The organism is Labilibaculum euxinicum (assembly GCF_009795715.1).
GTDB classification, from domain to species: domain Bacteria; phylum Bacteroidota; class Bacteroidia; order Bacteroidales; family Marinifilaceae; genus Labilibaculum; species Labilibaculum euxinus.
In genome coordinates this window covers 140,968-163,907 of sequence record NZ_WTCR01000007.1, presented here as the reverse complement: position 1 = coordinate 163,907, position 22,940 = coordinate 140,968, and the positions used below count along the sequence as shown (strand labels likewise).

8 protein-coding genes are annotated in these 22,940 nt (G+C 34.2%); all 8 read left to right on the top strand.

Annotation, left to right across the window (positions count from 1 at the left end):
- The first annotated feature begins 663 nt into the window (after positions 1-663).
- Positions 664-2,415, top strand: a complete 1,752-nt coding sequence (locus GQR60_RS11155; protein WP_225441391.1) for a glycoside hydrolase family 43 protein — start codon at positions 664-666, stop codon at positions 2,413-2,415.
- Between the two features lie 562 nt (positions 2,416-2,977).
- Complete coding sequence (locus GQR60_RS11150) at positions 2,978-5,338, top strand: beta-xylosidase family glycoside hydrolase (RefSeq protein ID WP_124992998.1); 2,361 nt, start codon at positions 2,978-2,980, stop codon at positions 5,336-5,338.
- 879 nt (positions 5,339-6,217) lie between these two features.
- Positions 6,218-10,132, top strand: a complete 3,915-nt coding sequence (locus GQR60_RS11145) for a hybrid sensor histidine kinase/response regulator transcription factor (RefSeq protein WP_124992997.1) — start codon at positions 6,218-6,220, stop codon at positions 10,130-10,132.
- Between the two features lie 1,732 nt (positions 10,133-11,864).
- A complete protein-coding gene (locus tag GQR60_RS11140) occupies positions 11,865-15,011 on the top strand; it encodes a SusC/RagA family TonB-linked outer membrane protein (RefSeq protein WP_124992996.1) in 3,147 nt (1,048 codons plus the stop codon).
- A gap of 10 nt (positions 15,012-15,021) precedes the next feature.
- Positions 15,022-16,854, top strand: coding sequence for a RagB/SusD family nutrient uptake outer membrane protein (locus GQR60_RS11135; protein WP_124992995.1), 1,833 nt, complete (start codon positions 15,022-15,024; stop codon positions 16,852-16,854).
- 19 nt (positions 16,855-16,873) lie between these two features.
- Entirely contained in the window at positions 16,874-19,684 is a 2,811-nt protein-coding gene (locus tag GQR60_RS11130) for a SusC/RagA family TonB-linked outer membrane protein (protein ID WP_225441390.1), read from the top strand.
- A gap of 26 nt (positions 19,685-19,710) precedes the next feature.
- Positions 19,711-21,459 (top strand): RagB/SusD family nutrient uptake outer membrane protein, encoded by a 1,749-nt coding sequence (locus tag GQR60_RS11125; RefSeq protein WP_124992994.1) that lies wholly within the window; start codon positions 19,711-19,713, stop codon positions 21,457-21,459.
- Positions 21,460-21,482: 23 nt separating this feature from the next.
- Positions 21,483-22,514: a DUF5627 domain-containing protein gene (locus GQR60_RS11120; RefSeq protein ID WP_124992993.1), complete on the top strand. Its 1,032-nt coding sequence runs from the start codon at positions 21,483-21,485 to the stop codon at positions 22,512-22,514.
- Positions 22,515-22,940: the final 426 nt, after the last annotated feature.

Here is a 22,940-nt window from a genome sequence, read left to right as displayed (position 1 = left end):
CCAAGTCAAATAATCTCTATCTGCGCAACACCAATCCATTGGGAAAGAATTATACCGGCATGTGTTGATTTCTAAATGACATAAAACAATTGTAAAAATCAGGTTTGAAGATTTTTTTTTTGATCTGGATAATTTGGAATATTAATCTATTTCCGGTTTTTCAAATCATCTTTTATTGCTTTTGTGTATCTAAATACATGACTAATCATTGATATGTCCCAAAATTGAAAATGTTTATCTAAGATTTAAAATCGATTTTCCTCCTATAATATAATTTCATCAAATATTAATATAGCCCAGTATTTGTTTTGCCTGGTTCAATAAAAAGGCATTCGAATAGGTCTGGTTAGCAACTAAATTATGGTATTGTAGAAGAAATATAACACCATGAATCTACGCAGAACTCGCAGCAAAATTGAACAAGTAGGTGATAGGACTATTGCAACGGGGAGTACATATATCTCAACATAAACAGGATTGAGTTTCATATTAAATTGGTATGGTAGAGCCAATGATCAGGATGAATAATTCTGATTATTAGGTGTTGGGAGAATTTAAAACATGTCAAAAACAAATGAGGAATAAAGACTATTAATTAATTGGAAGAATGTTATTGCAGTTATTCAAGAGAGTTTTTAAATAAATTAGATTAAATAAAAAATGATGAGTAGAGTTCTAAAAATAAAATTTAAGTCAACAAAATGGCCGGTGTATTTTTTGTCAGGTTGTATTGTAATGTTATTTGCTGTTAGCGCATGTGCTCAAACAAAAGCACAAAAAAATGGACCTGTGTTTAATAATTTTGTTTATCAAGGAAACGACAAGGTTTATAACGATTTTCCGTTAAAGGAGGGGGAATTCTATAACCCGATATTGCAAGGATGCTATCCAGACCCGGCTATTACAAGAAAAGGAGATGATTATTATATGGTATGTTCGTCGTTTGCCATGTTTCCGGGAGTACCAATTTTTCATTCAAAAGATCTGGTAAACTGGAAACAAATTGGTCACGTTTTGGATCGTACATCACAATTAGATGTTCATGATACCGGAATCAGTTCAGGAGTGTATGCACCTGGAATAACATATAATCCTCATAATGATACTTTTTATATGATTACTACTGCGTTTGCCGGAGGACTTGGGAATATTATAGTTAAGACCAAAGACCCAATGAAAGGGTGGAGTGATCCTATCAAACTTGATTTTGCAGGTATTGATCCTTCTATATTTTTTGATGATGATGGGAAAGGATATGTCGTGCATAATGATGCTCCCGCAAAAGGTAAAGAATTATATAATGGGCATCGGGTTATCAAAGTTTGGGAATATGATGTGGAAAATGACAAAATCATCCCTGAATCAGACATAGTAATTGTGAATGGTGGAACTGATATTTCTAAAAGACCAATTTGGATTGAGGCCCCTCACTTATATAAAAAAGATGGCAATTATTATTTAATGTGTGCTGAAGGAGGTACCGGAGGCTGGCATAGTGAAGTAGTATTTATTGGTTCAAGTCCTAAAGGACCTTTTAATCCAGCGCCAAGTAATCCTATATTAACACAAAGATATTTTGGCAATAATAGAAATTATAAAGTTGATTGGGCTGGTCACGCAGATATTGTAAAGGGACCGGGTGATAAATATTATGGAGTATTTCTTGCCATTCGTCCTAATGAAAAGGACAGGGTAAATATTGGACGTGAAACATTTATTTTACCTGTTGATTGGTCTGGTTTGTTCCCCGTTTTTGAAAATGGACTTATACCTATGGAACCAAAATTAAAAATGCCTGAAGGTGTAACCGGGAATAGAACAGGTAAGGATGGATTTTTTCCCAATGGAAACTTTGTGTATAAGGAAGATTTCAATTCAGAAAACTTGGATGATAGATGGATAGGACTTAGAGGGCCTCGGGAAGAATTTATCTCTTTGACAAAAAAAGGGTTAGGAATTAATCCGTTTGATGTAAATATAAAAGAGCTTAAACCTACATCAACACTATTTTACCGCCAGCAGCACAATACTTTTTCCTTTTCAGCAGATATTGACTATAAACCATCTTCAGAAAAAGATTTAGCTGGAATAACATGTTTGCAAAACGAAGGTTTTAATTATGTTTTTGGAATTACGAAGAAAGAAAAAGATTATTACCTCGTACTTCAAAGGACGGAAAAAGGACAGTCAGTGGTTATTGCAAGCGAAAAAATAGACATTAAAAAACCTCTTGGATTAAAAGTTGCTGCAGATGGGGATAAATATGAGTTTTCTTATTCCATTGATGGATCTGATTTTATAAACGTTGGCGGAGTTGTTTCCGGAGATATACTTTCAACCAATAGGGCTAAAGGATTTACGGGTTGTTTATTAGGTTTGTATGCTACCGCTGCAAATGATGCTCAACCAAATTAATTAACGAGCAGTTAGCTCATAGAGTACCTGGTTAAAAATGAACAACAAAAACAAAACTATATACAGGAGCTGTGGAAGTTCTTGTATTTAGTTTAAAAACAAAACCTTTCTAAAAAGGGAAAAAGGAGTCAATTGTGTTTGATATTCAGAATAGTAAATTTTGAAAGGAACACAGTTGGCCTTTTTTTATAGTGTAATTTTGACATAGATTATTTACTCTTGTTTAGTGTCTTGAGGGAGTGGATAATTAAGATATATAATATCAATAACTATCATTTTTGTTTGTTGGATTTATTTGAAATGCGTTAATTTCTTTAAATACTATCTTAGTAATTGAAGTTAATGTATTACAACAGGATTGTTTATGTCTGATATTGAAAGTGAAATATCTTAAAATAAAATAGGCTGATTTGATTAAAGCTTAATTTAGTACAGATTAGATTCGATTGTTATAAGTATTAATAAGCTTTTCGAAGTCTTATTAATAAATGTTTTAAAGATCGATAAGTGAATTATTTATTTTCAATAAGGAGTGGAATATTTTTTAATTAAAAAATTTAAAATGAAGTTTATCCGTTTATACAGTAGTATCCTTTTTGTATATATCTTAATGTGTAGTCACCTTTATGCTCAGGAAAATTTGGCACATAATCCAGTGATATATGCTGACGTGCCTGATATGTCTATAGTACGAGTGGGTGATACCTATTATATGAGCAGTACTACCATGCACATGAACCCGGGAGTTCCTATTATGAAATCTACGGATCTTGTAAACTGGGAATTGGTTAACTATGCATATAATGTGTTGGAAAGTAACGATGCACTATCATTAAATAATGGAAAAAATGCTTATGGAAAAGGTTCATGGGCAAGTTGTCTTCGTTATCATAAAGGAAAATATTACGTAAGTACTTTTTCTAGTACTACGGGTAAAACACATATTTATACGACAAAAAATATTGAAAAAGGGCCATGGAAGAAGATGTCTTTCAAACCTTCGTTACATGACCATTCCCTGTTTTTTGACGATGATGACCGCATATATATGATTTATGGTAGTGGCAATATTAAAATGGTTGAATTGAATAAAAAATTAACTGGTATTATCCCGGGATCAGAAAAGGTGATTATAGAAAATGCAAGTGCACCTGCAGGAACCAATGTAGGATTACCAGCCGAAGGATCTCAATTATTCAAAATTGATGGCAAGTATTACTTGTTTCATATTACATGGCCCAAAGGAGGAATGAGAACAGTTATTGTTCATCGGGCAGATAAGATTACAGGACCTTACGAAGGTCGTGTGGCATTGCAAGATAAAGGTGTGGCTCAAGGTGGACTAATTGACACTCCGGATAGAAAATGGTTTGCCTACTTGTTCCGCGATAATGGTGCTGTAGGTCGTATACCATATATGGTACCCGTTACGTGGAAAAATGGATGGCCGGTGCTCGGAGTAGATGGCAAAGTTCCTGAAACACTTCAGTTACCCCTATCAAGAGGTTTAATTCCTGGTATTGTTGCATCAGATGAATTCAATAGAACCAAAAATGAGGAGAATTTGCCATTAGTTTGGCAATGGAATCATAATGAAGTGGATAATTTTTGGTCAGTAAAGGATAGGGATGGTTATTTGCGTTTAATAACCAGTAGAATCGACACTTCATTTTTAACGGCCAGAAATACTTTGACTCAACGAACCTTTGGTCCTGAATGTTCAGGATCAACTAAGTTGGATGTTTCAAATATGAAAGATGGTGATTTTGCAGGTCTTGCCTTGTTGCAAAAAAAATATGGCTTGGTCGGAGTAAAAAATGAAAATGGAGTAAAGAAATTAGTAATGGTTAGTGCTCAAACAAATAAACCAGTTGAAATTGAAAGTTTACCCTTTGAGCAGGAAATAGTTTATTTAAAAGCAGAGTGCGATTTTAAAGAACGTAAGGATTTAGCTGAGTTCTATTACAGTTTTGATGGTGAAAACTGGGAAAAAATAGGAGTTTCCTTGAAAATGGCTTACACTCTGCCTCATTTTATGGGGTATCGGTTTGGTCTTTTTAATTATGCCACAAAAATGGTTGACGGTTATGTTGATTTTGACTATTTCCATATTAGCAATACAATTTCTCCAAAAGAAGAGATGTACGTATTCCTTAGTTTGGGACAATCTAATATGGAGGGAAACGCACGATTCGAACCTCAGGATACTGTTAATGTCAACGAGCGTTTTCAAGTACTGGCAACTGTTGACTGTCCTGAATTAAACAGAAGAAAAGGTAACTGGTATACAGCAATTCCACCTCTATGCCGCTGTCATACAGGCTTAACTCCTGTAGATTATTTTGGGCGCACTCTATTAGAAAACCTTCCGGAGAACATTAAGGTTGGTGTAATCAATGTGGCTGTTGGGGGATGTAAAATAGAACTGTTTGATAAAGATAATTATAAAACCTATGTCGAATCGTCGCCTGATTGGTTGAAAAATATGGTTAAGGATTATGACGGGAATCCGTATTTGCGTCTTGTTGAAATGGCAAAAATAGCTCAAAAAACAGGTGTAATAAAAGGCATTTTATTGCATCAGGGGGAATCAAATACAGGCGATACACTTTGGACAAAGAAAGTAAAGTTGGTGTACGATAATTTGATAGCTGATCTGAATTTAAATCCTAAAAAAGTTCCACTGATTGCTGGTGAAATGGTTAGTGCCGGCGAAGAAGGGAAGTGTGCAAGTATGAATTCAATAATAGCCACACTTCCTGAGGTGATTCCGAATTCATATATTATTTCTTCAGAAGGTTGTCCGGGTGTTAAGGATCATTTGCATTTTTCGGCTGAGGGATATCGAATGTTAGGTGAACGTTATGCCGAAAGGATGTTGTTATTATTGAAAAATACAAAAAACAGGAAAGAATTAAAATAGGATGGATATAATTAGGTCACTGCCTAGTCTTTTTATTAGTGATGGTATGTTGTCAGCTTTTTGCAAATCGATAATCTGTTTGATTATCGGCTGTCCGGCAAATTTTAATTCATTGATTTGATCCATATTATAATGTGTTTCTCAAAATCAAATTACAGCTTTGAGAGATAAACAGTTAGAGGAAGTACCCTCTCCTTTTTTATACCAATTTACAGGTAAATTTATTAACAGGTATTAATCGGACACAAGCGAACTGTTATATTTAATTTTAGAAGAATATTATCTAAAATTAAAAATCGTAATTATGCTAATAGTGTATTATTGTTTTGCAATTGGTTAATAAAACCGGCAAACCATGCTGGAATAGCACAAGTGATAAATATACGCACTAAGAATATAGTTAGTGGTGGTTGTTAATTTCTTCATATAAAAACAACTTAATGTCTTGTTAGGGCATTTCTAATGTCAGATTATTTATTTGAACCATCAGGAAAGGAGTAAACTTTATAAAGTTGCCAAAATTCTCTGAACAGGTCAATATGGTTTTGGTAGTTGAAATATAATATATGTGCTGATCTTTCTACAGGTATCTGATTGCGAAATTTAGGAAATGATAATGCTTGTGGTGAGTCTTTTTGTTTGTTCGATGGTAATTGTTACCGGGAGGATCAGCTGTGTATTTAGTTGTCAAATATTTTTTTGAATGAAAAGTGATGTTTGAATTAGTATTCCCAAGTTTTTTGTATGGCAGTTGAAATTTTATAATTTAGCCCTTTATGCGCTGGATAAATGTTGATGATTACCAATAAACAGTTGTAATTGAGTTCGATAAATGTTTTTCATAATGTGCGATAACAATAACAAGAGGAAGAAAAGATTATGAGATTACGAAAATTGATATTTGTATTTTTTTTTATTTATGAATTGAGCTTTGGTGTGTTTAATGCCGTTGGTATAAATGAAGTTCAGTTTTTTAATTTGAATGAAACATATGGTTTATCTTTTCGTGAAACCAATAAGGCTTGTAGTGACGATGATGGCTTTATTTGGATTTCTTCAAAAATGGGAATTGTAAGGTATTCTCATGATGATATCAGAACCTATCAATTGCCTTTTGAAACTGCTGACATTCTAACTGTTAGCCTTGTTTGTGAAAAGGCCGGACTATACTCATATACAAATAATGGACAAATTTTTAAATATAATAAAGTCAAGGACGAATTTGAATTAGTAATTAACATATCAAAACAATTAAGTAATAATTTTATCTCAATTGATGAAATGCTGGTTGACAGTTTTGGTAATTTATGGTTAGCATCTACTTTCGGTTTGTATTTTTACAATAAGGAATCTGGTTTGAAAATAGTTGGTGCGGTAGAAGCTGTACAATCCTTAGTATGGTATGATTCAAAACAATTTTTATATTCGGTAAATGGGAAAATAAAGCTTTTTAATACAATTGATTTCAGCTCTGAAGTATATTATTCTTTCGCGAAACCGACAAATTATGCTGTTACTTCTTTGTATTACGATCATGGTTTAAATAGGCTGTGGATCGGCACTATGGCAGATGGATTGTTTTATCTAAAAGAAGAAAATGGACATTTCAATTTGTTGGGTACAGATAGCATCCCAAATCAGCCAATACTTGATATTGAACGTAATTCTGAATCAACTTTGTTAATTGGAATAGACGGACAAGGTGTATGGGAAATTAGCGGAGATAATGGCAAGGTAATAAACATTTTTAAGGAAGATGTTGACAATTCTAGTTCATTACAAGGTAATGGAGTTTATGATATTTTTTGTGATAAGAATAAACGGGTTTGGGTATGTACTTATAGTGGTGGAGTGTCTTATTATGACCAGGAAAATTCAAACGTTACAAAAATAATTCATGTAGCCAATAATTCGAATTCTCTTGCTAACGATTGTGTTAATAGTGTTTTTGAAGATCGTGATGGAAATATTTGGTTTGCCACTAATAATGGAATCAGTTATTTGAATGTAAATAGTAATCAATGGAAAACGTACTATTATAATAATAAGGAACATGCTCAGGTATTTCTTTCCTTATGTCAAGATGAGAAAGGGCGGATATGGGCTGGATCATATTCTTCAGGCGTATATATAATTGATCCAAAAACAGGAATGGAATTAGCACATTATTCGCAAGAAGAAACAAATGTGGAATTTGCAAATAATTTTGTATTTAATATTTTAAAAGATAGTGCAGGGGATATTTGGATAGGAGGAGTACGAGGTGCCTTAATATGTTATAAATCAGATGAAGACCGATTTGTTTCATTTAAGAATATTACAGTTAATGTAATGCGGGAATTTAATTCCGATAAATTATTGATAGGTACAACCAATAGTTTGATTTTGTTTGATAAGAATAGTGGAAGTACAGAGAGTCTTGTGGAGGGGTATCTGGTTTATGATATTTTTTTAAGGGATAACGTTGCTTGGCTTTGCACCAGTGGCGATGGGATCATTAAATACAATCTTTTAACAAAAGAGAGGGAGCAAATTTCTGTCGATTCTGGTTTGACAACAAATTTTGTAAATAGTATTGAATATTTAAATGGATTTTTTTGGATAGGAACAGAAAAAGGAATTTGCAGATTGAATGAAAAAGATAATACGGTTGTAACTTTTAGTTCTTTGCATAATTTAAATAATGTGTCTTATAATAAAAATTCACATTTTAGACTTAGTTCTGGAAAGCTAATATGGGGAACTAATAAAGGAGCCTTAATTTTTGATCCGGATCAAATAGCATTGCAAAAATATAATGGGAAGATATTTTATCAGGAGCTTACCGTTGCTGGCCGTTCAGTTCGGGAATCATCTGACATTAAATTGGAATCTCCTTTAGATAGTCTGCAGGAACTGTTTCTTAAACATTATCAGAATACAATTAGTTTGGAATTGATTCCAATCGGTGTTACATCATCCGGTGCAAAATTTTCGTGGAAGATTGAAGGTTTAGATAAATACTGGAGCAAGCCTGGCAATAATCGTATCTTATCCTACTCCAATCTTCAGAGTGGGGAGTATACCCTTCGGGTTAGGATGTACGACAGTTCTATGGCTGATATTATTGATGAGCGGTTTATTAGCTTAAAAATTATTCCGCCGTACTGGAATACATGGTGGTTTAAATTGCTGGTTTTGATTGTCATTGGGGGTTTTTCAGTTTTTATGTTTAAATATTACATTTATCGTTTGAAAAAGAATCACTCAGAAGAGAAAATTAATTTTTTTGCTAATACTGCTCATGATATAAGAACATCATTAACCTTGATTAATGGACCTATTGAAGAATTGAACAAAGAACCTGACTTATCTGCTAAAGCATTACATTATCTTTTTCTGGCAACAGACCAAACGCATCGCTTACTAAAAGTAGTTACTCAATTAATGGATTTTCAGAAAGTTGATGTGAGGAAAGAAAAGCCTTTTTTATTAATGTCTGATATTGTAAAAGTAGTTGAGAATAGGGTGATGATGTTTGAGTCTTATGCCAAATCAAAAAATATTGCAATAAAATTTGAATCAAATGTTTCAACTTTTACTACTGCTTTTGACGAGGTTATGATTGAAAAAGTTGTTGATAACTTAATTTCCAATTCAGTGAAATACTCCTTTGAGAACGCGCCTATATTGGTTAAGCTGAATTGCACAAAGAGTAAATGGATATTAGAGGTAAAAGATAGGGGATTAGGAATTAGTAAAATTGCCCAAAAACAATTATTTAAGGAGTTTTATCGGGGCGAAAATGCCATAAACTCTAAAGTTATAGGTTCCGGTATTGGCTTATTATTAGTGAAAAATTATGTCGATCTGCACGGAGGGAAAGTTATTTGTTCAAGTCAGGAAAATATTGGATCTACTTTTCAGGTTGTACTGCCAATTGTAGAAACAGATAAGTTTAATGAAAATAAATCAATATCCAATAAAACACTAATCAATCCAGAATATATAGGCAAAGATTTGAATAAAGAATTACTTGATGTTATCGAGCCATCTGTTGATTCAAAAATGAAAGTATTGATTGTTGAGGATAATGATTATTTGCAGGAATTTTTGAAATTAGCATTAGCTTCCAGTTTTCAAATATTTTTAGCTGCTGATGGAAACCAGGCATGGAAAGTTATTGTGAAAGAGTTTCCGGATTTAGTTGTCTCAGATATTCTGATGCCAAACATGAATGGCTATGAGTTATGCCGCAAAATTAAATCAACCTATGAAACTTCGCATATTCCAATTATTTTATTAACAGCTTTATCTGATAAGGCTCAACAGCTAAAGGGATTGGGACTTGGGGCAGATGATTATATCACAAAACCTTTTGATGTTACTCTTCTTCAACAGAAAATAAGAACTATTATTCAAAATCGTGAAGTTGCGCGGGATAAGGCCTTGAAAACTATTAATCTTAATGATGAGTGTGTTCAAATATATGATAATCAGCTTAATGAGCAGTTTGTTAAGCAGATGGTGGAGGTTGTTCGGGAAAATATAAGTAATTCTAATTTCTCAAAGAATGATTTTGCATCTAAAATGAATGTTAGTCCTTCATTATTGTATAAAAAAGTAAAATCACTTACAAATCAATCACCAACAGATTTTATTAAATCCATTCGACTTGATTATTCATTGACATTATTGCAATCAAAAAAATATTCCATTACGGAAATTAGTGAGTTATCCGGGTTTGCTACTGTGGGATATTATAGTACTGTTTTTAGGAAATATTACGGAAAATCACCTTCTCAGATTTTCTGATTCGTATTTTATTGGTGATTTAAAAATATATTCACCCAAACGTCTTCGGTTTAGATTGTATACAAACTTATATGGATATGCTTGTTAATATTTTCTTATATCGTGATTTTCCACAAAGTTTCTTTAAGTTCTGCAAATGGTTATCTGAAACGTCTATGTTAAAGTAATTTTTGTGCCAATTTGATTTCAAAAGTATCTTAAAATAAATAATTTTCAGCTGTATCAAGGCTAAAAAGTAAAAGAGAGTAGGGTTACCCTGAACTGCATATTTTTTAATGAAGATATAGCTGGAAAGAAAGATTTTATAAAGCTGGTTTTGATTTTAATTAGGTATTATACTAAGCTAGAAAGGATCATTTTAAACTCAGAGTAATTGTGTTACAGCCTAAGGAAGTACGATTCCTGCTTTGTTTGACTTCATAATTCCTTTTTTAAGCAATAATGATGTGTGTGACCGCATCGATGAAACACAATTACCTACCGATTGGTATTTCGACAAAGTCAAATATTTCCTGCCTGCACAACCCAGAATAGCTATTAATTTGTCAATTCCGATGATTCAGGACGGCATTCCTAAGCGATGATATGTTTGTTTTTTGTAAGAATATCTGAAATTGAAAATTGCATATCCAGAATTAGTAATCATTAATATTAATTGTATTTATTTTTGATTTATTAACAGTTATTAGTCTAGTGCAAAAGACAATTAATTTCAATGAACTTGGAGAAATGTAAAGTGATGAAAAAGGGATTCTGTATGTTTATTTGCAACGTTGTTCTCTTATCTGGTTTATCTATAACTTTTTCAACTGGTATTTCTAAATCAGATAGAAATTGCTCTGTGTTTAGATTAGATAGTTTGGTTGCTCACTTCCACTATTTCTTATATAAGAGGAATAATGTCTTTTATAAGAATGATCCTATGTCAAGAAATGATTGTTTTTATCATCCAATTTTGTCAGGAAGGTTTTCATATCCCTGTTTCATTGTTCTGATATGGTTAATTGGAAATAATTTCATTTTATGTTGGGCAACATAAAACAATTACAATTTAAAGACCAAAGTGTGAGTGAGTTTTTTTTTCATCAGCAATTGACTATGATCCAAACAATCGAACATATTATAAGCTTATCACAAATATGCGTTGTAATAATTTCATTGTCAAATCTAGAGATCCGAAAATTTGAAGAAAGGAATGTCTTTAATTATAAAATTGCTTCGAGCGCTTGCCTGAGAATTATTTACTGATTATTGGTAAAACTGGAATAGATAAGAGTGTAAAAACTAAATTATATATATAGGTAGTAGCACGGAAACGATTGAGGCGAACGGCTATAACACAAAAGATCTTAAAGTTACTTCAAGAAGAAATAGTTTTAGGTTTTTATTCGAGAAAGGATTAGTGTTTGTGAAATCTGCTTGCAGACAAAAAACGCACACTCTGTTCTTATTGTAAATAAGGACAGAGTGTAAGTGTTAATTTGTATGTATTAAGAAAGATATGAGGAATTGTAAGCGATAAAACCCCCAATATATCAATTTGTAATAATTATTAAATTTATTAAATTATGATTACAGAAGTTTATGAAAAACCAAATGTGTATTGCAGCTTTTTAAGTGAATACCTAAATCGAGGGAGGCGTTTAAGGTTTGATAATGATATAGGAATAAACAAAGGTTTATTTGCCTCAATGAATTTGGAATACTTAAGTGAATTTAAGCTGATTATGTAATGGAACGTACAATGTATTTATTTATTCAAAACTTATCCTTATTTAATATGTTAAGGATTAAACTACAAAAGTATTTTTTGCTTCTAGTTGTATTTGTTTTTAGTTCTACTCATGTGTTCTCACAAAATTTAAGAGAAATTAGGGGGACAATAGTATGTGAGCAAGAACCAATTGCTGGGGCAACAATCATGGTAAAAGGAAATTTAAACTATGCAACTATTTCCGATTTTAATGGTTGTTTTGTATTAAAAATACCGCAGGAAACACCAGTTATCGTTGTTTCGTTTATTGGAATGGAAAGACAGGAAGTCAATGTTGCCGGAAAGGCAGAATTTAATTTGATTTTGGTACCTGAAGTGAGTGTATTATCGGAAATAATGGTTGTTGGCTACGGTAAACAAAAGAAAGAAAGTGTTGTAGGATCTATATCTCAGACAAAAGGTGAAACACTGGAAAGAACAGGTGGAGTAACTAGTGTTGGGGCTGCATTAACCGGTAATTTACCCGGTGTAATTACGGTTTCCTCCAGTGGAACTCCCGGAGAAGAAGATCCTACTATATATATTCGGGGTCAAAGTACCTGGAATGAAAGTAGTCCACTAATTTTAGTAGATGGTATTGAGCGGCAAATGAGTAGTGTCGATATTTCATCTGTTGAAAGTATTTCGGTACTGAAAGATGCTTCTGCCACTGCTGTATTTGGTGTAAAGGGTGCTAATGGTGTTATTTTAATTACTACTAAACGCGGAAAGGAAGGAAAAGCAGAAATTCGTGTTAATCTTAGTGCCACTGTAAAAATACCTTCTAAATTGCCTGAGAAATACGATTCGTATGATGCCTTAAAGCTTCGAAACGAGATTATTGAACGGGAGGTAGCATTATATCCAGATTCATGGGCTGATTATACTCCCCAAAGCATACTCAACAAGTATCGTAATCAAAGAGATCAGACAGAACGTGAAAGATATGTTAATGTAGACTGGGAAGATGAATTGGTGAAAGACTTTGCAATGTCATACAAAGCAAATGTAAGCGCTTCCGGTGGTACCAAGACTGTAAAGTATTTTACTTCAGTAGACTATTTGTCGGAAGGAGATATATTGAAGCATTTTGATAATGATAAGAGTTATTCACCAGGCTATGGTTTTGATCGTATTAATGTTCGCAGTAATTTGGATTTTGACTTAACAAATACCACTGTTTTCTCTGCTAATTTAGCCGGTTCTTATGCCGTTAAGCAAGATGTTTATGGACAAGACGATTGGGAGTTTCGTGTTTGGGAGGCTATTTATACTTCAGCTCCTGATAGTTATTTACCTCATTATCCTGATGGTTCATGGGGCTATTATCAACCAGAACCTTTAGAAGCATTTAATTCGGCTGCAATACTAGCCAATAACGGGATACGTAAAAAAACAACGGCAACCATAACAACGGATTTTACCTTGAAGCAAGATCTAAGTATGTTGTTAAAGGGATTGAGTGCTAAAGGTACTTTGTCTTTTGATAATAAATTTAAAACTGTTGGAGGTGTGAATGATGGTGGAGGAGTTCAATCTAAATGGGTGGATGCCAGCACTGGTGAGGTTTATTATTCAAACTATTTTGGAACCAATCAATTTAATTGGATGCCTTCAATATGGAGTACACGTGGCGATGAGGTTTATACCAATTCGTGGGGCGGTAGTGAAGATTATCGAAAGTTGTTTTATCAATTACAAATGGATTATGCTAAAAAATTCGGTAAACACGATGTTACAATGATGGGGCTGTTTAGTCGTGATAAATATGCAACAGGAAGTGAATTTGAACATTTCCGTGAAGACTGGGTATTTAGAGCAACTTATAATTATGCATCAAAATATTTTGTTGAATTGAATGGTGCCTATAATGGTTCCGAAAAATTTGGACCCGACTATCGTTTTGCTTTTTTCCCTTCGGGAGCAGTAGGCTGGATGCTTAGTGAAGAGAATTTTATGAAAGGTGTAGGCTTTTTAGATATGTTGAAACTTCGTGCTTCATATGGTGAAGTTGGTAGTGACAATACGTGGGTGCGCTTCTTATACGATACACAATGGGCCTATGGAGGCGATGCTAACCTAGGTAACAGTCCTGGTTCCACGAGTCAATATACTTGGTGGAAAGAGGATAGGATTGGTAATCCTGATATGCATTGGGAAAAAGTAGCTAAAACTAATGTCGGTGCTGATTTTGCTTTTTTTAATGGTTTAGTAGCAGGTAGTGTGGATGTGTTTAAAGATCATCGTACTGATGTTTTATTAGATGGTGGAAATAGAGCTGTACCATCGTATTTTGGAGGAACACCATCGTATGGTAATCTGGGTGAAGTTGATGTTAAAGGGTATGAGATTGAAGTGCGCTTAAACAAAGTACTGAAAAATGGTATGCGTGTTTGGGGTAATTTTAGCATGTCTCATGCTAAAGATAAAGTTATTTTTGCTGATGATGAGCTGTTACTTGATGATTATCAGAGGACTGCGGGAAAACAAATTGGACAAACGCGTTCGATAATAAATGATGGTTATTACAATACATGGGATGAAGTGTATGGTAGCACGGTAGAGAATGCTTACGATGCTGAAAAATTACCGGGTAATTATCAATTAGTAGATTATAACAGCGATGGTATAATCGATGATTTTGATCGTGTACCATACGGATATCCTGATCGACCACAAAATACTTACAGTGGTACTGTAGGATTAGAGTGGAAAGGTTTTAGTATCATGGCTCAATTTTATGGTGTAAATAACACAAATCGATCAGTGTATTTCAATAATTTCGGGGGTCGTACCAACAAGGCCTATGAATTAGGTAGTTGGTGGACTTCTGAAAATACCAATGCTGATTTTGCTATGCCTAGATGGAGTTCGCATGTTTATTCCAGAGGAACTACTGATATTTATGATGGGTCATATATAAGACTAAAGAATGCTGAGGTAGCTTATGAATTTAATAAAACGGTAACCTCAAAATTAGGAATTGGTTCGTTAAGGGTATTTATAAATGGTAATAACTTGTGGATGTGGACTAATATGCCTGATGATCGAGAGGGGCGAAACAATAGTAATAGTGCATATCCAACAATGAAACGCATCAACTTAGGCCTTAACATAACATTATAAAACGGATATGATGAAAAGATATATAAATTTATTATTGAAGGGTTGGGTCTTTTTAATGATTATTGGGCTGGCCTCTTGCGAGGATTATTTAGATAAAGCACCTGAGTCTGAAATATCTAAAACAGATGCTTTTGTTAATTTCTATAATTTTCAAGGTTTTGTTGAAGAATTATATTGTGCTGTTCCTGATATTACTACTGCAAACTGGTCATGTGACTGGAACTTAGGTGATGAGGTAATTGAGAGAGAAAGTGCAGTTTGGTTAAATACTGCTTTTGATAAAGGAGATTATTGGGCTTGGACCAATACTAATTGGATTTCCTACTTGGATAAAGGTAAAGTAGTAACTGGAAAAGGCCAAAGAGAACAAGGGCTATGGCCAAATGCATGGTATGCCATTCGAAAAGCAAATCTGGGTCTTGAAAATCTGGACAATATGGTAGATGCTACTCAAGAGGAAAGAGATTTAATTGAAGGTCAATTATTGTTTTTCCGTGCTTGGTTTCATTTTAAACTCATGAGTTTTTGGGGAGGATTGCCATATCTTGATAGAGCATTAGGGTCAGTTGAAAAATTAGAGTTGCCTCGCCTAAGCTATCAGGAATGTGCTGATAAGGCTGCCGTAGATTTTGAGAGAGCCGCAGAATTATTACCGACTGATTGGGATGGTACTGTTGTAGGTAAAGATACAGAAGGTAATAACCAACAACGAATTACTAAAATTATGGCACTTGCATATGCAGGGAAAAACTATTTATATGCCGGGAGTCCATTAATGAATTATGAGTCAACAGGATCGAAAACCTTTAACGTAGAATACTGTAAAAAAGCAGCTGATGTGTTTGGTGAGTTACTTAAAATTGTTGATGCTGGTCAAACGAATATAGCTCTGCTGAATTTTAGTGATTATAGTGCTTTGTTTTATACTGACGGACGTTCTACTATTCCAGGAGGTATTGGTGATACCAGGGAGGCTATTTTTCAATGCTTAGTAAATGGCGAGTGGTTTAAAGGTTGCGCTTGGGGACCAAGTGCGTTATGGACAGAAGCAAATATAGGTGGCGGTGCAGTTTGTCCAAATGCCAGATTTGTAGAAAATTATGGTATGGCAAATGGTTTACCTATTGATGATCCTAATTCGGGATACGATGCAAATGATCCGTGGGCAAATCGAGACCCTCGTTTCTATCATGATATTATCATTGATGGAGATCAAGTAATTAGTGGTTCAGCTCCTGCAGACAAAGAACAATTTAGATATGCACAGCTTTTTACTGGTGGGGCGAGTCGTCAAATTAACAAGTCAGGTAGATCTGGATACTTGCTTAGTAAAGTAACTCCAATGAGAATTAATGAAATTGATGGTTTTAATGGAAACTACATGCATCTTTCATATATGCGTTTAGCAGATGTTTATTTGATGTATGCTGAAGCTGTATTGCAAGGATACGGTTCTGCTGGCAGCAGTGCAAATAATTATACCTTAACTGCTGAAGGTGCATTTAATAAAATACGCGAACGGGCTGGTGCTGGTATTATTGATGCTCGGTATTCAGGTAATAAGGGCAAGTTTATGGACGAAATTATTCGTGAACGAGCTATGGAACTTGGATTTGAAGGAGATTTCCGCTTTCAAGACTTGAGACGTTGGTTGTTGGCTGAGAAACAGCAATATAAAGAAAAAACAGCAGTTGAATTTGACCGTGGAGCAGACGGTAAACCTGTTAACTATCGTGAACGCGTAGTATTAACCAGAGTGTTTGAACAAAAACATTATTGGTTGCCATTGAAAGTTTCTGATGTAACTCTTTACCCGTCTTTCGGGCAAAATCCAGGATGGTAATAATAAATAAATGGAAAAAATGATGAAACATATAAGAATAGGAATGGTTTTATTCGGATTGTTCTTCGGCTTTCTGTTTGGCGTAAATGCCCAAATAGATACCGCAAAAGTAGTGGCATCCGATGATGATTCTTTAGTACATGGGACTTTTAATTCTGTTAAGGAAAAGGATATGCCTAATGGTGTCTCGGTATTAAATCCTTCAGAATACTTAGATAAACATTATGGTACTTATCCTTTGGATGGAACTGCAGCTTTTGTTGGAGGTGCTAATCTTTGGAATTTAGGTGACCATTTAGTGCTAATTGATGGAGTTCAACGTGAAATACGTGATATAACTGCAACAGAAATTGAGCAAATTTCTTTTTTAAAAGGTGCTAATGCCATCGTATTGTATGGTTCACGTGCGGCCAATGGTGTTGTGCTGATAACTACCAAACGCGGGAAAACTGGTGATAAGCAGATGAATGTTCGTGTTAATGCAGGGCTTAATATGCCCAAAGCATATCCTGAATATTTAAATTCAGGCGAATACATGACTTTTTATAACCAAGCGCGTGAAAATGATAAATTAGCGGCTTTGTATAGCGATGAAGAAATTGCGAACTACACTGGTCATACTAATACGGATCGTTATCCTGATGTGGACTATTATTCATCTGATTATTTAAAAAAGATGTATAACACATATAGTGTAAATGGAGATTTTTCAGGAGGAAATGATATTGCACAATTTTATCTTTTTGGAGCTTATGAAAGCAATAATTCTTTGTTGAATTTTGGAGAAAGTCAAAATGCGCTGAACTCTCGTTTAAGTGTGCGTGGTAATATTGATTTGAAATTGAATGATTATATCAAGACTTACGTGAATATTTCAACTGTTTATAATTCAGATAAGTCTGGCAACGGTAACTATTGGGAAAAGGCAGCTTCGGCAAAACCGAATAAGTTTTCGCCGCTTATTCCGATAAATTCGATCATGTCTTCAGCTAACGATGCTTTAAGTCTTTTAGAGGAAAATAGTTCGTATTTGATTGATGGAAATTATCTGGCTGGAGGTAATTCCGAATTTGGGACAACAGCATTCGGTGATGAGTACCTGACTGGTTATAAAAATTATATTGATCGTAGATTTCAATATACCAGCGGTGTTGATATTGACTTGCGTAATGTGATTGATGGTCTTTCATTCCATGGACAGGTAAGTATTGACTATATAAATAAGTATAAACAATCTGTTGATAATGGATATGCTGTTTACGAAGCTGAATGGCAACATTTTACAGAAGGTGATTCTATAGTTGGCTTAACGAAGCATGGTAAAGATACTAGAAGTGGTAATCAAAACTTGTCCGAGCAATGGAATCATAACGTTATGGAATCCTTTATTCATTTTGATTACACAAAGACTTTTAATGATAAGCATAATTTGGATGTTGTGTTATTAGCTGCCGGAGCTCGTAAACGTGAGTTTGGTGAATTCCAATCGTATACTAATGCTAATGTAGGATTGCAATTATCCTATAATTTAGACCATAAGTATTACGTTGATTTTAGTGGATCATTAGTAAACTCCACAAAATTGCCAAAAGATAAGCGTACTGCTTTCTCACCTACTATTGGTTTAGGATGGGTTATTAGTGATGAGGATTTTTTAAAAGGTGGAATTTTCGATCGTTTAAAATTAAGTGCAACTGCAGGAGAGGTTAATACGGATTTAAATTTCGAAGAGTATTATATGTATCAAGGTATCTATTCAAGATCATCTTATTTTTCCTGGAGAGATGATAAATATAAAAATCAGGGTTTTACGCCTACGCATGGTGAAAATCTTGATCTTGGATATGTTAAAAGAAAAGAATTAAGTTTCGGGGTGGAAGCCTTAATGTTAAATAAAATGTTGGCATTCAAGGCCAATGCTTTTTTTATCAAAAAAGATGGTTTACCTCAACAAGCATATAGCCAATATCCAAGTTATTTTCGAACTTATTATCCTTCAGGTTCTTTTGTGCCATTTATTAATTATGGTGTAAATAATTATAAAGGGTTTGATTTTGAAATTAACTACAGAAAACAGTTTGGTGAAGTTGCTTTGACTATTGGCGCTGCAGGTACTTATGTTAAAACTAAAGTGTTGAAAACTGAAGAAGAATTTGGTATAGAGGATTATCGCAGCAAAATAGGAAAACCTACAGATGCTATTTTTGGTTTACAAAGTGATGGTTTTTTTATGAGCGATGAAGAAGCTGCAAATACTACAATAAAGCAAACTTTTGGTGGTGAGCTAAGAGGCGGTGATATCAAATATGTTGATCAGAATGGAGACAATGTTATCGATAATCGGGATCAAATCAAACTAGGAACTTGGGGAAGTCCATTTAATTTTGGTTTAAATGTAACTGCCGAGTTTAAAAACTTTACATTATTTGTGTTGGGGACTGGCTCTTTGGGAGGTATAGCGGTTAAGGATAATGATTATTTCTGGGTTTACGGCGATAAGAAATATTCAAACGTTGTGGTTGATGGCTGGACTGAAGAAACTAAAAACACGGCAACTTATCCACGTTTATCGACCTTAAGTGGAGCTAATAATTTTAGAACGTCTGACTTTTGGACATATAGTACAGATCGTTTTGATTTAGCTAAAGTGCAGTTAACTTATACTTTGCCAAAATCCGTTTTAGGCAGCTCATTTGTTAAAGATGTAAATATTTACGTGAGTGGCTCCAATTTATTAACGTTAAGCAAAAATAAGGATATTTTGGAATTGAATTTCGGAAAAGCTCCGCAAACTCGTTTCTATAACCTTGGTGTCAAAGCTGTATTTTAAATGATATCATTAAAATGAAAACAGATATGAAGACAAATTTATTTATATTATTGGCTTTGTTTTTTATTTTCACAGGTTGTGAAGACTTATTGTCTCCGGCCGACGAGAATAATCCAACGCTCGAAAACATATATGAAGACGCAGCTTATGCTGAGGGATTGTTATTAAATGCATATGTTTTTTTACCTTCAGGAAGCTATTCGTTTAACGATGTTGCAACTGATGATGCAGTGTCAAATGATCCGAATAATAATTATCTTGCCATGGCTACCGGTGGATGGTCGGCAATGGAAAACCCAACTTCAAGATGGGTGAACTCTTATGCTGCTATTAACTATTTAAATATTTTTTTAGCTGAAACTGATCAGGTTGAATGGGCAACTACAGGTGAATATGTTAAAGAAATGTTTAATGATAGATTTAAAGGCGAGGCCTATGGTTTACGTGCTCTTTTTATGTATTACTTATTAGAGGCACATGCCGGTAAAGATGCTGGAGGTAATCTTCTAGGTGTCCCTATTTTAACAGAGCCTTTAGATGGACAATCGAGTTATGATATTCCCAGAAGCACATTTGAGCAGTGTATAACTCAGGTTTATGAAGATTTAACAAAAGCCGAAAGTTATTTACCTCTGGATTTTGAAGATATCCAAGAAGGCGAATTGCCTTCAAAATATCAAGGTAAAACATCAGTGTCTGACTATAACAGAGTATTTGGCGCCTATAACAGACAACGCTTGAGTACCCGGATTGTTAAAGGAATCAGAGCCAAAGTTGCCTTATTAGCGGCGAGTCCTGCTTTTAACGAAACCACTTCCTGGGAAAATGCCGCTGATGCAGCAGGGCAAGTTCTTGATCTTATCGGTGGTGTAGCTGGGATAGATCCACAAGGAGGTACTTGGTATTCAAAAGAGAATGGAAGCACAACAGATAATTTAGTGGTTGGTACAAATCCTCAGGAAATTCTTTGGAGAACAAATGTTTCAGAAGAAAGTGATTTGGAACCAGATAATTATCCACCCTCATTGTATGGTAGTGGACGTGTAAACCCTACTCAAAATCTTGTTGATGCGTTTCCTATGGCTAATGGTTTACCAATTGCTGATGGGGCTAGTGGATATGATGAGAACAACCCGTATGTAGGTAGAGACCCTCGCTTGAATGACTATATCCTATATAATGGAAGTGTATTTGGTCCAGGTTCAAGTTCCATTTTAACGAGTGAAGATAGTGGTGAAGATGGTATCGGAGCAATCGCTAAATCAACTCGTACAGGATATTATTTGCGTAAATTACTTCGTGAAGATGTAAACCTTGATGCTGCCAACAAGGCGAATAAGAAACATTATGTTTCTCGCATCCGTTATACAGAGTTGTTTTTAGCCTATGCTGAAGCTGCCAATGAGGCATGGGGACCTGATGGATCAGGAAGTCATGGTTATTCAGCCAGAGATGTTATTGCAGCTATTCGTCAAAGGGCAGGTATTTCTCAGCCGGATAATTATTTAGCATCCATTAGTTCTCTTGCTGATATGAGGAAGTTAATCCGTAATGAAAGAAGATTAGAGCTATGTTTTGAAGGTAATCGTTTTTGGGATTTACGCAGATGGAATGAATCACTTTCAGAAACTGCGAGAGGTATGAGAATTTCTTCTAATGGAGCATATCAAGTGGTAAACATTGAAAAAAGACAATATCAGGATTATATGAATTATGGTCCGCTGCCATATCAAGAAGTGATTAAGTGGAATATGACTCAGAATGTGGGTTGGTAAATAATGTTAAAAATATAAGGAAAATGAAAAAGTTAATTTTTATTTCACTGATAATTCTTTCACTGATAACTTCATGTCATAATCAGGATTGGGAATTTGAGGACTACGATTATACGACAGTGTATTTTGCTTATCAAACGCCTGTTAGGACTATTGTGTTAGGTGAGGATATTTATGATAATACTCTTGATAATGAGCATAAGTGTAAAATTATAGCCACATTAGGAGGTGTTTATGAAAATTCGGTTAATAGGATTCTTGACGTAACTGTTGATAATTCACTATGTCAGAATCTTCAGTTTGAATCAGGAAAATCTGTATTACCTATGCCAAGTGATTATTATTCGCTTGCAGAAGATATGCAAATTGTAATACCTAAAGGCTCTAGAACAGGAGGCATAGAAGTACAATTAACAGATGCATTTTTTGCAGATCCTGATGCTATTACCAATACATATGTTATTCCATTACTTATAGAGAATGTACAAAATGCAGACTCAATTCTGCGTGGAGAACCTGCTGTTGAAAACCCCAATAGAGCTATAGCTTCAGATTGGGGTACAGTACCAAAAGATTATATGTTTTATTGTATTAAGTATATTAATTCTTGGGATGCAACTTATTTAAGGAGAGGTAAGGATGTCGTTGTAGCAAATAATGGAGATAATTCATTAAATACAACTAATGTTTATCATGAAGATTATGTTGCAGATGATCAGGTTGTTAAGATGAATACGATGACTTTAGGTGAGGTTTCTTTGTCTCTTTCTACCAGAAACGGAGGATCTGATATTAATATTCCATTTGAGATTCGATTGAATTTTGCTAAAGATGGAAAATGTACTGTTTCAGAACCTTCAACGGCAGGTTACAGCGTAAGTGGAACTGGAAAATATGTTAATGATGGTGATGAATGGGGTGACAAGGCAAGAAATGTGGTTTATTTAGATTATAGTATAGATTTTGGAACAACTACGCATTCATTTAATGATACTCTTGTTGTAAGAGACCGAGATGTAGTTCTTGAAACTTTTACTCCTGCTTTGGTTCCGTAAAAGGAACTGAATGGTTAAACAGTAGTATTTAACTTACCTGAAATATAATTTTAAGAGGCTGTCATTATAAGACAGTCTCTTTTGTTATTGCATATTTTTAATGGAATTGATAGTTGTTTTTGGATCAAGCAGAAAATTTGAAGATCATAAATAAAAGTAATAATCTCGTTTGAGTTTATTACTATGGAAGAGAACATACATATTTTGCCTCCTGATATCCTCGAGCGATTTTAATTATTCGAAGATTTTTGTACTGAGTTTTATACATATTGATACATCCCTTCAATCTTACTCATCTCGTTTGAGATGAGCTTCTCGCTAGCTCTGTCATAATTTTTAGTCATTCTGGTATTGGTATGTCCCATTATTTTCAAAATAGCCTTAATGTTAAGATTATTGCCCAAAGTAACCGTTGTTGCAAATGTA

Excerpts from the sequence above, each read along its gene's own strand:
- GQR60_RS11155 (WP_225441391.1), top strand. The coding sequence starts at position 664 with ATGAGTAGAGTTCTAAAAATAAAATTTAAGTCAACAAAATGGCCGGTG.
- GQR60_RS11150 (WP_124992998.1), top strand. The coding sequence starts at position 2,978 with ATGAAGTTTATCCGTTTATACAGTAGTATCCTTTTTGTATATATCTTA.
- GQR60_RS11145 (WP_124992997.1), top strand. The coding sequence starts at position 6,218 with ATGAGATTACGAAAATTGATATTTGTATTTTTTTTTATTTATGAATTG.
- GQR60_RS11140 (WP_124992996.1), top strand. The coding sequence starts at position 11,865 with ATGGAACGTACAATGTATTTATTTATTCAAAACTTATCCTTATTTAAT.
- GQR60_RS11135 (WP_124992995.1), top strand. The coding sequence starts at position 15,022 with ATGAAAAGATATATAAATTTATTATTGAAGGGTTGGGTCTTTTTAATG.
- GQR60_RS11130 (WP_225441390.1), top strand. The coding sequence starts at position 16,874 with ATGATGAAACATATAAGAATAGGAATGGTTTTATTCGGATTGTTCTTC.
- GQR60_RS11125 (WP_124992994.1), top strand. The coding sequence starts at position 19,711 with ATGAAGACAAATTTATTTATATTATTGGCTTTGTTTTTTATTTTCACA.
- GQR60_RS11120 (WP_124992993.1), top strand. The coding sequence starts at position 21,483 with ATGAAAAAGTTAATTTTTATTTCACTGATAATTCTTTCACTGATAACT.